Source organism: Mycobacterium sp. NAZ190054 (genome assembly GCF_001545925.1).
Taxonomy (GTDB): Bacteria; Actinomycetota; Actinomycetes; order Mycobacteriales; family Mycobacteriaceae; genus Mycobacterium.
Window position 1 is genome coordinate 1 of sequence record NZ_LMVQ01000104.1, and the last position, 11,348, is coordinate 11,348.

Consider the following 11,348-nt stretch of genomic DNA (forward strand, 5'->3'; position numbering starts at 1 on the left):
GAACGAGTCCTCGGTGACGTTGACGACCCCCATCACCTGTACGTTCGTCGGTGCGGCGGCGGGGACGCTGGCGGGGCTCACTTCCGCAGGATCAGTTCCAGGGCTTCGGCGCGAGAGGCCTTGTCGGCCAGCGTGGCGAGCTTGGCCAGCACCGCCGACCGCTCGGCCGGGGTCGCGGTGGACCAGCCACGCAGCGCGGCCCGCGCCGAGGCGACGGCGGCGTCGACGTCGGCCGGCTGGGCCAGCGCGTACTCGGCCACCGGCGTGCCCGTCGCCGGGTCGATCACGTGATGAGCCGGTCCCCGAGTGCTGACGGGGGCACCGTCGATCCAGCTGCCTGCCAGTACGGGTGGGGACGAAACTGCGGTCATGGCACCAACGCTATCGCGGTCGCCACAGCACTGCTACGCATTACCGCATCGTCAACCGCCCCGAACGAGTGATTTCATGGTGATAGTTGCCCGTGACGACGGATTCCGTGCACAATCTCTGGCATGGCTAACCCGGGGATACCGCATGCCGTCGGCCCTGTCTCGTTCCGCGTGAATCAGTCCCGCCCGGGTGCCGCGTTCCAGCTCGACGAGCTGTCCAAGGCGATCATCGAGAAGCTGCAGCAGGACGGCCGCCGCTCCTACGCCGGCATCGGCAAGGCCGTCGGCCTGTCAGAGGCCGCGGTGCGTCAGCGGGTCCAGCGCATGGTCGACGCCGGGGTGATGCAGATCGTGGCCGTCACCGATCCCATGCAACTCGGGTTCGCCCGCCAGGCGATGATCGGCATCAAGTGCACCGGCGACACCACCAAGATCGCCCAGAAACTCGCCGAGCTCGATTCCGTCGACTACGTCGTGCTCACCGCCGGCTCGTTCGACGCCATCGCCGAGGTGGTCTGCGAGGACGACGACCACCTGCTCGAACTCCTCAACACCCAGATCCGCGCGCTACCGGGAGTGATATCCACCGAAACCCTTGTTTACTTGAAACTTGTTAAGCAGCAATACAATTGGGGTACACGATGAGCATCATCTCCGAAACCGAACAGACCGCCACCACGGATCTGGCCGCCAAGGCCAACCGCCACCTTTGGGGCCACTTCGCCCGCCACGGCGCGGGCATCACCCCGCCGATCATCACCCGCGGCGAGGGGGTGCACATCTGGGATGACAAGGGCCGCAAGTACATCGATGGCCTGTCCGGCCTGTTCGTGGTCCAGGTCGGTCACGGCCGCAAGGAGCTCGCCGAGGCCGCCGCCAAGCAGGCCGAACAGCTGGCCTTTTTCCCGCTGTGGTCCTACGCCACCCCGACCGCCATCGAACTGGCCGAACGCATCGCCGGTTACGCGCCGGGGGATCTGAACCGGGTCTTCTTCACCACCGGCGGCGGCGAGGCGGTCGAGAGCGCCTGGAAGCTGGCCAAGCAGTTCTTCAAGCTGACCGGCAAGCCGGGCAAGCACAAGGTGGTGTCGCGGTCGATCGCCTATCACGGCACCCCGCAGGGCGCCCTGTCGATCACCGGTATCCCGGCGTTCAAGGCGCCGTTCGAGCCGCTGGTGCCCGGTGGGTTCCGCGCACCGAACACGAACTTCTACCGGGCGCCGGAACCGTTCGACAAGGACATCAAGGCCTTCGGCCGCTACTGCGCCGACCGGATCGCCGAGGCCATCGAATTCGAGGGGCCGGACACCGTCGCGGCGGTGTTCCTGGAGCCGGTGCAGAACGCGGGCGGCTGCTTCCCGCCCCCGCCCGGATACTTCGAGCGGGTACGGGAGATCTGCGACGAGTACGACGTGCTGCTCGTGTCCGACGAGGTGATCTGCGCCTACGGCCGCATCGGATCGATGTTCGCGTGCTCCAGTGATCTCGGAGACTTCGGCTACGTGCCCGACATCATCACCTGCGCCAAGGGGCTGACGTCGGGCTACTCCCCGATCGGCGCGATGATCGCCAGCGACCGGCTCTTCGAGCCGTTCAACGACGGGCAGACCGTGTTCGGGCACGGCTACACCTTCGGCGGCCACCCGGTGTCCTCGGCGGTGGCGCTGGCCAACCTCGACATCTTCGAGCGTGAGGGTCTCAACGACCGGGTCAAGGAGAATGCCCCCGCATTCCGCGCCACGCTGGAGCAGCTGCTCGATGTGCCCATCGTCGGCGACGTCCGCGGCGAGGGCTACTTCTACGGAATCGAGCTGGTCAAGGACAAGGCCACCAAGGAGACGTTCGACGACGAGGAGAGCGAGCGGCTGCTGCGTGGCTTCCTGACCCCCGCGCTGTGGGAGGCCGGCCTGTACTGCCGCGCCGACGACCGTGGCGACCCGGTGGTGCAGCTGGCGCCGCCGCTGATCAGCGGGCAGGCCGAGTTCGACGCGATCTACGACGTGCTGCGCGGGGTGCTGACCGAGGCGTCCTCGCGCATGTAACCCGGCATCACCGCGTCACAGAGTGCTGCGCGAAGCCACCCTCATACGCTCGCACGGCAAATGATTGACGCGGCGTGACATTTGCGCCAATATGTCCACGCCGACGCCGGTCAAGGAGTTCGCGCGTGACGTACTGCGATTCAAGCCAGTCTTCCCTGAGTCGCGGCGGCGACATGTCACCGCCGGCACCCGGCTGTCCTCTACCTGGACTCGACGAGGTCGAGCAAGAGTGCTGGCAGCACTTCGACGACTCCGCGTCGCGCATCTTCGACATCCTGCAGAGCCGGCTGTTGAGCGAACACAACCTCACTCTCTTCGATGTCCTGCTCCTCAAGGCATTGGCCAGATCTCCCTACGGTGAAGCCCGGATGGGCGATCTTGCCGACGCGCTGGATTGATCCCGAGCCGGGTGACGCAGCAAGCCGCGAGGCTGGAATCTCGGGGGCTGCTTACCAAACGCACGAGCGCCCACGATCGCCGCGTCGTCCTCGCCACCATCACCCACGGCGGTCGCGCTCGGTTGGCTCCGGCACTGCGCACCTACGCCCGCATCGTGCGCACACACTTCCTGAATCCCTTGTCGCGTCAGCAGATGGCCGCACTCGGCGACAGCTGCCGGCGGATCGGCGACGGATTCAACCGGCACGGACCTCGCGACAAGCTGCCTCCTTGCTGATCGCAGGCCGACAGCGACGCAATCCGGTGGCGGATACCGCTCGACGCGATAGTTACCCGTTGAAATATCTCAGCCGATGGGTGCGGTCGCGAGCGCGCCACACTCGCAGCGAGTGACCAGCATTTTCACAGCCTGCCGCCCGGGAGCGCGCTCGGGTACCGATCGTCGAACGCGTCAAAATTAGCTTGATCTTGTTGTTCGACCGCAGGCGTCGCGCTACTTTCGGCGTGTCCAAGATCACAGTCGTTCTTCTCAGGGGGCCCACATGCGCCTTGCCGCTCGTTCGCATCTGACCGCCGGCGTAGCACTGGTGGGAGCCAGTGCCATCGCCCTCGCACCGATCACCATCCCGCCCTCTCCGCCCGGCGCGGCAGCTCCTCCGGTTCCGGCGGTGGCGACACCCTTCGCGCTCACCACGGCAACGAACCTGTTCGAGGCACTGGCAGATCTCGTCGCGAACACCGGCAGCGGGCTGGAAGCGACGGCCGACAACTTCCTCGCCAATCCCTTCCCGATCATTCGGCAGATCGTCGAGAATCAGTTTGCCAATCTGCACTATGCGGGCAATGCGATCGGTGAGGTTCTGGCGTTCCTACCTTCAGGACTCGAACAGGTCGGAGGCTACGTCGAAGCTTTCTTCGAAGACATTCGCGAGGGTGACTTCATCAGCGCCGGCCAACAGATCACGGCAGGAGTCGTCACCCTCTTCGCTCCGTTCTTCATCCCCATCACGGTGCCGTTCCAGATCGGCAACCACGTCATACAGAATCTGGCCGCAGCGGCGCAGGCATTCACGAACAACATGGTCCTGACGCTTTTCTCCGTCATGAATCCGTTCAACGCGTTCATCACGTCCGGCGCCGAGATCGCACAAACCGTCTTCGCATCTTTGGAGGCCGGCAACATCGGGGACGCCATCGGGGCAGTCCTCAGTGCGCCGATCGTTCAGCTGGATGCAATCTTGAACGGCTACACCGCAGAATCCGGCCAGTTCACGCCCGGCTTGCTCACCGTCGGGACCAACCCGTTCGCGAACGGGCCCATCGCCGCGTTGTTGAATCTGGCCAGAGCCGTCGCCGATGCGATGACGCCGATTCCGATACCCGGTCAGCAATCGCTGGCCGCAACTGCGTCCGACTCGACCGACTCGCCCGACAAGACTGACCCGGCAGCCACGGGGCTCACGGATGCGCCGACGATCACTGTCCTGCTTGAGAACTCGTCAGCCGGCGAGATCATCCTTGCCGATTCATCGACCGAGGAATCGGCAGAAGCGACGACTGACCCCACCGCCGCTCCCCCGGTCGAGCCCGTCGACGAGGTCCCTGTGACCGAGGTCGTCCCGGACGCCGACGAGGAGGAAACGCCCACGCCCACCGACGAAGACGAAGAACCGATGCCTGTCGAGGACGGCACCCTGGAACCTGAGGATGAGGATCCCGGCGACGGCGACTCCGGCTTGGATGAAACCGGTGACGACTCTGAGGAAACCGGGGAAGGTGACGGAGAGTCCGGCGACGGCGGTTCGACTGCGGCCGGCGGCACCAGCGGGGAGGCCTGACCACCCGGCAGCCGCCCGGGGCCGACGATCCGCCCGATCCCTCCAATGTGGCCAACGGATCCTCAGAGGATTATGGTTCCACGCGAGGGAGGCGGTTCCCCTACGGGTTGTGATCTTGGACAATCACACTTTGCGAGTGCGGTGCCGCCTTCCCTCCCCCACACCGTTGACAAGCACTAACGTTTCGATCATGAAGGACCGCGCCAAACCTGGGATCGATCCGGTGCGGTGGCAGGCCCCACCAGTGACGGCACTGCCCGACTTCCCCGCTGCCGAGCTCACGCTGGTGCCGGTGCCCGGCGGTGAGCCCGAGGACGTCGTCGTCGATGCGGACGGCAACCTGTGGACCGGCGCCTTGGACGGGGGCATCGTGCGGCTGGGCCCCGACGGGAGTTCACCCGTCTTCGTCGCGAACACCGGCGGCCGCCCGCTCGGGCTGGCGTTCGCGCGCGACGGACGCCTGCTGGTGTGCGACAGTCCGCACGGCCTGCTGGCCGTCGACACCGCCACCGGGCGGATCGAGACGCTGGTGGACACGATCGCCGGGCGACCGTTGATCTTCTGCTCGAATGTCACCGAAACCGGCGACGGCACCGTGTATTTCACCGAGTCGACGACCGAGTTCACCGTGGGTGACTACCTCGGCGCGATCCTGGAGGCCCGCGGGCGCGGCGCGCTGCACCGCCTCGATCCCGACGGGACGGTGACCACGGTCGTCGACGGACTGTACTTCGCCAACGGGGTGACGCCGACGGCCGACGGCTCGGCCCTGGTGTTCGCCGAGACGCAGGGCCGCCGGCTCTCGAAGTACTGGCTGACCGGCCCGAAGACGGGCACCGTGACGCCGTTGGCGGTCAATCTGCCCGCGATGCCCGACAACCTGTCCACCGGCGCGGACGGCCGGATCTGGTGTGCCATGGTCACGCCCGCCAATGCACTCGCCGACCGCCTCGCGGCGGGGCCGCCTGGGCTTCGGAAAGCCCTGTGGCGGTTGCCTTCCCGTCTGCAGCCGAAGCCGAAGGCCGTGGTGTGGGTGGTGGCGTTCGACCCGGACAGCGGCGAGGCCGTCGCCGGCATGCGCACCACCCACCCGCAGTTCAGCATGGTGACCGGTGTGGTCGAGGCCGGTGACCGGCTCTGGATGGGCAGTATCGGCTCACCCCACCTCGGCTTAATCACCCTGCCGCGGTGACGACCCCCGCCCGATCTCCCGCCGAAATTGCATTCCAGCAGGGAAAACCCGAGTGGAGACCTGCTGGAATGCAATTTCGGCGGGAGGCACTCAGGGGATGAGATGCAGCCGGCGTGCCCGGGACACCGATTCGTAGCGGGTGCGGGTGCCGAGCTTGGTCGCCGCGCTGCGCAGGTAACTCTTCACAGTCTCCGGCTGGAGCGAAAGGCGGTGCGCCGCCTCGGCATTGGTGCACCCGAGGGCGACCTGGGCCAGCACGTCGAGCTCACGCGACGTGAGCGGCGCGGCCGCCGCGGACTCGTCCACCGGGCCGGACAGCTTCTCGGCCAGCATGCGCAGTCTCTCCTGCAGCTCCGGCGGCGCCTCGACGGCCAGCCGCCGCAGCTCGGCGTGTACCTCGCGGACCTGCTCGGCCCCGACCACACCGGCCCCGCTGCTGGCCGCCTGCGCGTCACGCAGGCGCAGCCGGCGGTCCACCTCGTCCCGGATCCGGAATTCGTCGCTGAGCCGCCGCGCAGCCTCCACCACCAGGTCGGCGACGCGGCCTCCGATCGGCGCGCTGGTGCGGTAGGCGCCGTACAGCATCGCCCTGGCCCGGCCGTCGACCAGCACCGGCACCGCCAGCACCGACTGGATTCCCTCCGTCAGCACCGGGCCGTCGTAGTCGTGGGTGATGCTCGACGCGTTGCGGTAGTCGGCCACCGACAACGGGCGGCCGGCGACCATGCTGGCTCCGCCCAGACCCGAGTTCGACCGCACCGCCAGCCCGCGCAACCCGCCGGTGCGGACACCGTGGTACTCGGAGATCAGCAGGGTGTCGCCGTGCACCTCGCCGCCGAACATCACCGGAACGCCGCCGACCAGCGCGGTCCTGCGCAACTCCGCGCGCAGCGCGTCGGAGTCGCGCGGCCGCAGCAGCGGCGACGGTGCCGGCATCGGCGGTACCCACTTTCGGGGGTAGTGGACGGACGACTGTGACCTAGATCCTATTAGGCATGGCGACCAACACCGAACTCCTGCGCAGCGCCCGCGACCACCTCGTCGACGTCATGGCCGATTACGACAAGGCCGTGGAGACCTTCGAGTGGCCGCGGATCACCGGATCGTTCAACTGGGCCACCGACTGGTTCGACGCGATCGCGCGGGGCAACGACCGGCCGGCGCTGTGGATCGTCGAGGAGGACGGTGCCGAACTGCAGGTCACCTTCGACGAGATGGCCCGCCGGTCCGACCAGGTCGCGACGTGGCTGCGCGGCCTCGGCGTGGGCAAGGGCGACCGTGTCATCCTCATGCTCGGCAACCAGGTGGAGCTGTGGGAGGCCATGCTCGCCGTCGCCAAGCTGGGCGCGGTGATCATGCCCACCACCGGGGCACTCGGGCCCGCGGACCTGACCGACCGGATCGTCCGGGGCGGGGCCGGCTTCGTGATCGCCAATGCCGCCGACGCCGCCAAGTTCGGCGAGGTCCCCGGCGACTTCGTGCGGGTCGCGGTCGGCGACGCCGTGCCGGGCTGGCACTCCTACGCCGACGCCGCCGCGGTCGAACCCGGCGGACCGCACCACCCGCAGACCGCCGCCGCCGACCCGCTGCTGGTCTACTTCACCTCCGGCACCACCAGCAAGCCCAAGCTCGTCGAGCACTCCCAGATCAGCTATCCGGTCGGGCACCTGACCACGATGGCGTGGATCGGGGTGCGGCCCGGGGACGTCCACCTGGCCATCAGCTCACCGGGCTGGGCCAAACACGCGTGGAGCTGCTTCTTCGCGCCGTGGATCGCCGAGGCGACGACCTTCGTCTACAACTACCGCCGTTTCGAGGCGCCGGCGCTGCTCGCCCAGATGCGCCGGGCCGGGGTCAACACGTTCTGCGCGCCGCCGACGGTGTGGCGGATGCTCATCCAGGCCGACCTCGGCGAGCGCCCCGAGCACCTGCGCGAGGTGCTCGGTGCCGGCGAGCCGCTCAACCCCGAGGTGATCGGCGCCGTCGAGCGTGCGTGGGGTCTGACGATCCGCGACGGCTTCGGCCAGACCGAGACCACGCTGCAGATCGGCAACACCCCTGGTCAGCCGGTCAAGGCCGGCTCGATGGGCCGCCCGATGCCCGGCGTGCCCGTCGTGCTGGTGGACCCGCTGACCGGACAGGTCGCCGACGAAGGCGAGATCTGCCTGGATCTGAGCCGCACACCGCTGAACCTGATGACCGGCTATCTGGGCGACGACGACCGCAACGCACTGGTGATGCGCGACGGCTACTACCACACCGGAGACGTCGCCGGCCGGGACGCCGACGGCTACATCACCTACATCGGCCGCACCGACGACGTCTTCAAGTCCTCGGACTACAAGGTGTCGCCGTTCGAGCTGGAGAGCGTGCTCATCGAGCATCCCGCGGTCGTCGAGGCCGCCGTGGTGCCCCAGCCCGACGACACCCGGCTGGCCGTGCCGAAGGCCTACGTGAGCCTGGCCGAGGGATGGGACGCCGACGCCGACACCGCCAAGGCGATCCTGGAGTACTCGCGCGATCACCTCGCGCCGTACCTGAAAGTGCGGCGGGTGGAGTTCTTCGAGCTGCCCAAGACGATCTCGGGCAAGATCCGCCGGGTGGAACTGCGCCGCCGCGAGGAGGACGCGCACCACGCCGGCCAGACCATCGACACCGAGTACCGCTACGAGGACCTGGTGAACTGATGAACCGCTCCTATGACGCCGGGCACACCGACATCCCGATCCTCGAGGAGACCATCGGCGCGAACTTCGAGCGGACCGCCGCGGCCTACCCCGACCACGAGGCGCTCGTCGACGTGACCGGCGGCCGACGCTGGACCTATGCCGAGCTCGATCGCGAGATCGACACGGTGGCAAAGGGATTGATGTCGCTGGGCATTCAGGCCGGGGACCGCGTGGGGATCTGGGCCCCGAACTGTCCGGAATGGACGATCGTGCAGTACGCGACGGCGAAGATCGGCGCGATCCTGGTCAACATCAACCCGGCCTACCGGACCCACGAGCTGCGATACGTGCTCGACCAGTCCGGGGTCAGCACACTGATCTCGGCCACCGCGTTCAAGTCCTCGGACTACGTCGCGATGGTCGACGAGGTGCGCCCGGACGTCGCTGCGCTGCAACGGGTTCTGTACATCGGCACCGAGAACTGGGACGGCCTGCGCGCCCGCGCCGGCATAGTCGACGACGCGCAGTTCCGCGACCGCGGCGCCGCGCTGTCCAACCGGGACCCCATCAACATCCAGTACACCTCCGGAACCACCGGGTTCCCGAAGGGCGCGACGCTGTCGCACCGCAACATCCTCAACAACGGCTTCTTCGTCACCGAGCAGATCCGGCTGGCACCCGGTGACCGGCTGTGCATCCCGGTGCCCTTCTACCACTGCTTCGGCATGGTGATGGGCAACCTCGGCTGCACCACGCACGGCGCGACGATGGTGATCCCCGGGCCGTCCTTCGACCCCGCTCAGACCCTACACGCGATCGAAAAGGAAAGGTGCACCGCGGTTTACGGCGTGCCGACGATGTTCATCGCGATGCAGAACCACGCCGACTTCGCCGGGCGGGATCTGTCGTCGCTGCGGACCGGCATCATGGCCGGTGCGGTGTGCCCCGTCGAGGTGATGAAGCGCTGCGTCGAGGAGATGCACATGTCCGAGATCTCGATCGCCTACGGCATGACCGAGACGTCCCCGGTGTCGTGCCAGACACTCATCGACGACGACCTGGAACGCCGGACGTCCTCGATCGGACGGGTGCACCCCCACCTCGAGATCAAGATCGTGGACCCGGAGACCGGTGACGTCGTCGAGCGCGGCAGCCCCGGGGAGTTCTGCACGCGCGGCTACTCGGTGATGCTCGGCTACTGGCGTGACGACGAGAAGACGGCCGAGGTGGTGGACGCCGACGGCTGGATGCACAGCGGTGACCTGGCGGTGATGCGGCCGGACGGGTACTGCAACATCGTCGGGCGCATCAAGGACGTGGTGATCCGCGGCGGCGAGAACATCTACCCCCGGGAGATCGAGGAGTTCCTGTACACCCATCCCGACATCGAGGACGCGCAGGTGGTCGGGGTGCCCGACGACCGTTACGGCGAAGAGGTCTGCGCGTGGATCCGGATGCGGCCGGGCCGGCCCGCGCTGGACGCGGACGCGGTGCGCGCGTTCGCCGACGGCAAGCTCGCGCACTACAAGATCCCCCGCTATGTGCACGTCGTCGACGAGTTCCCGATGACGGTCACGGGTAAGGTCCGCAAGGTCGAGATGCGGGAGGTCAGCGCCCGCCTGTTCACCTCGCCGACGTCCTGACCCGCGGAAAAGGGGCGCCCCCACCACCAGAGGCGCCCCTCCCGCGCGTCTACACCCGCCGCAGCGGCGGGGCAGGCGCAGGCATTCGGACCGGCATCCGGGACTGGAACGCGGGATGCCTGCGCATCGCTTCCTCGAACTCCTGCGCGCGGCGTTCCGCCGCGGAGAACGCCGGGTGCCCGTCGAGCGGCACCACCGCCGCGATATCCCTCATCGGCAACGTTCCTCCCGCGGAGTACCGGTCACCACCGTGACCTGGCTGGGATCTACCCCGGGCCCGGGGGCCTAAACCTCGGCCGAGCCCAGGTCCAGCACGCTGATGTCCGGTGGCGCGCCCACCCGGACCGGCGGCCCCCAGAACCCGGCGCCGCGGGACACGTAGAGCTGCGTGTCCCCCACCTGTGACAGCCCGGCCAGGGACGGCTGCGCGAGCGCGACGGCGTAGTGGAACGGCCACATCTGGCCGCCGTGGGTGTGCCCGGACAGCTGCAGGGCGACCCCGCGCTCGGCCGCCTCGGTGACCTGGACCGGTTGGTGGGCCAGCAGGACGGTCGGGCCGTCCGGGTTCACGCCGTCGAGGGCGCGGTCGAAGTCGGGAGGGTCGGAGCGTTGCGCGCCGGCGACGTCGTTGACGCCGGCCAGGTCGAACGCGGCCACCCCGCGCCGGATCCGGGTGTTCTCGTTGCGCAGCGGCTGCAGCCCGAGCCGTTCCAGCTCGCGGATCCAATCCGCGGTGTCGTCGACGAAGTACTCGTGGTTGCCGGTGACGAAGAACGCGCCGTCGCGGGACTGCAGGTCCTGCAGCGGCGCCGCGGCAGGCCCCAGCTCCGCGACGGTGCCATCGACGACGTCACCGACCACCGCGATCAGGTCGGGCTCGGCCTCGTTGATGATGCGCACGATCCGTTCGGTGTGCGCCCGGCCCAGCAGCGGGCCGAGGTGGATGTCCGACACGACCGCGATGCGGTATCCGTCGAAGGCCCGGTCGAGCCGGGGAAGGCGGACCGGAACCCGCAGCAGCTGCGGCGGCCCGAGCGCGGTGACCGCGCCGGTAGCGGTCAGTCCGACGGCCATTCCGCACGGCCAGAACGCCAGGGAGCTGTGCGCGCTGGTGGCACGGGGGATGACGCCGATTCAGGCGCTGCGCGCAGCGACCATCACCAGTGCCGAGCTGATCGACGCCGACGACGAACT

At 68.3% G+C, this 11,348-nt stretch carries 10 protein-coding genes and 3 pseudogenes; 9 read left to right on the forward strand and 4 right to left on the reverse strand.

Going from position 1 to position 11,348, the window contains the following annotated elements; genetic code table 11:
* Nucleotides 1-113: 113 nt before the first annotated feature.
* Nucleotides 114-371 (reverse strand): annotated as a pseudogene (locus ASJ79_RS09230) (aldehyde dehydrogenase family protein); the annotation flags it as partial.
* A 123-nt stretch (nt 372-494) separates the two neighbouring features.
* Between ASJ79_RS09230 and ASJ79_RS09235 the strand changes: the two are divergent.
* The 6 genes from ASJ79_RS09235 (at nt 495) to ASJ79_RS09255 (ending at nt 5,842) form a co-directional block, all read left to right on the forward strand.
* Nucleotides 495-1,016, forward strand: a complete 522-nt coding sequence (locus tag ASJ79_RS09235; protein ID WP_067954406.1) for an Lrp/AsnC family transcriptional regulator — start codon at nt 495-497, stop codon at nt 1,014-1,016.
* Entirely contained in the window at nt 1,013-2,413 is a 1,401-nt protein-coding gene (locus tag ASJ79_RS09240; protein WP_067954408.1) for an aspartate aminotransferase family protein, read from the forward strand. Before ASJ79_RS09235 ends, ASJ79_RS09240 begins: the two co-directional genes overlap by 4 nt.
* Nucleotides 2,414-2,538: 125 nt before the next feature.
* Entirely contained in the window at nt 2,539-2,811 is a 273-nt protein-coding gene (locus tag ASJ79_RS34975) for a hypothetical protein (protein ID WP_369803634.1), read from the forward strand.
* A gap of 11 nt (nt 2,812-2,822) precedes the next feature.
* Nucleotides 2,823-3,089 carry a MarR family winged helix-turn-helix transcriptional regulator gene (locus ASJ79_RS34980; protein WP_369803635.1) on the forward strand — a complete coding sequence of 89 codons (267 nt, stop codon included), beginning with the start codon at nt 2,823-2,825 and terminating at the stop codon, nt 3,087-3,089.
* Nucleotides 3,090-3,354: 265 nt separating this feature from the next.
* On the forward strand, nt 3,355-4,650 hold the full coding sequence (locus tag ASJ79_RS09250) for a hypothetical protein (protein WP_156448353.1): 1,296 nt from the start codon (nt 3,355-3,357) through the stop codon (nt 4,648-4,650).
* Nucleotides 4,651-4,840: 190 nt separating this feature from the next.
* Complete coding sequence (locus ASJ79_RS09255; protein WP_067954413.1) at nt 4,841-5,842, forward strand: SMP-30/gluconolactonase/LRE family protein; 1,002 nt, start codon at nt 4,841-4,843, stop codon at nt 5,840-5,842.
* 90 nt (nt 5,843-5,932) lie between these two features.
* Here the strand turns inward: ASJ79_RS09255 and ASJ79_RS09260 are convergent, their stop codons facing one another.
* The gene (locus ASJ79_RS09260) at nt 5,933-6,778 is read right to left on the reverse strand and encodes a LuxR C-terminal-related transcriptional regulator (protein WP_067954415.1); all 846 of its coding nucleotides are present in this window, start codon (nt 6,776-6,778) and stop codon (nt 5,933-5,935) included.
* A 59-nt stretch (nt 6,779-6,837) separates the two neighbouring features.
* On the opposite strand from ASJ79_RS09260, the gene ASJ79_RS09265 reads away from it, so the two are divergent.
* Nucleotides 6,838-8,529, forward strand: coding sequence for an AMP-binding protein (locus ASJ79_RS09265; RefSeq protein ID WP_067954417.1), 1,692 nt, complete (start codon nt 6,838-6,840; stop codon nt 8,527-8,529).
* Nucleotides 8,529-10,154, forward strand: a complete 1,626-nt coding sequence (locus ASJ79_RS09270) for an AMP-binding protein (protein ID WP_067954418.1) — start codon at nt 8,529-8,531, stop codon at nt 10,152-10,154. Before ASJ79_RS09265 ends, ASJ79_RS09270 begins: the two co-directional genes overlap by 1 nt.
* Before the next feature lie 49 nt (nt 10,155-10,203).
* On the opposite strand, the gene ASJ79_RS32085 is transcribed toward ASJ79_RS09270, so the two are convergent.
* Both ASJ79_RS32085 and ASJ79_RS09275 read right to left on the reverse strand, forming a co-directional pair.
* Nucleotides 10,204-10,368 carry a hypothetical protein gene (locus tag ASJ79_RS32085; protein WP_156448354.1) on the reverse strand — a complete coding sequence of 55 codons (165 nt, stop codon included), beginning with the start codon at nt 10,366-10,368 and terminating at the stop codon, nt 10,204-10,206.
* A 71-nt stretch (nt 10,369-10,439) separates the two neighbouring features.
* Nucleotides 10,440-11,225, reverse strand: a pseudogene (locus ASJ79_RS09275) (metallophosphoesterase); the annotation flags it as partial.
* Here ASJ79_RS09275 and ASJ79_RS33790 point away from each other — a divergent pair.
* Nucleotides 11,224-11,348, forward strand: a pseudogene (locus tag ASJ79_RS33790) (amidohydrolase family protein); the annotation flags it as partial. The pseudogenes ASJ79_RS09275 and ASJ79_RS33790 sit on opposite strands and share 2 nt — an antisense overlap.

Coding starts and splice junctions, on each gene's coding strand:
- ASJ79_RS09235 (WP_067954406.1), top strand. CDS start 495: ATGGCTAACCCGGGGATACCGCATGCCGTCGGCCCTGTCTCGTTCCGC.
- ASJ79_RS09240 (WP_067954408.1), top strand. CDS start 1,013: ATGAGCATCATCTCCGAAACCGAACAGACCGCCACCACGGATCTGGCC.
- ASJ79_RS09260 (WP_067954415.1), bottom strand. CDS start 6,778: ATGCCGGCACCGTCGCCGCTGCTGCGGCCGCGCGACTCCGACGCGCTG.
- ASJ79_RS09250 (WP_156448353.1), top strand. CDS start 3,355: ATGCGCCTTGCCGCTCGTTCGCATCTGACCGCCGGCGTAGCACTGGTG.
- ASJ79_RS32085 (WP_156448354.1), bottom strand. CDS start 10,368: ATGAGGGATATCGCGGCGGTGGTGCCGCTCGACGGGCACCCGGCGTTC.
- ASJ79_RS09265 (WP_067954417.1), top strand. CDS start 6,838: ATGGCGACCAACACCGAACTCCTGCGCAGCGCCCGCGACCACCTCGTC.
- ASJ79_RS09255 (WP_067954413.1), top strand. CDS start 4,841: ATGAAGGACCGCGCCAAACCTGGGATCGATCCGGTGCGGTGGCAGGCC.
- ASJ79_RS09270 (WP_067954418.1), top strand. CDS start 8,529: ATGAACCGCTCCTATGACGCCGGGCACACCGACATCCCGATCCTCGAG.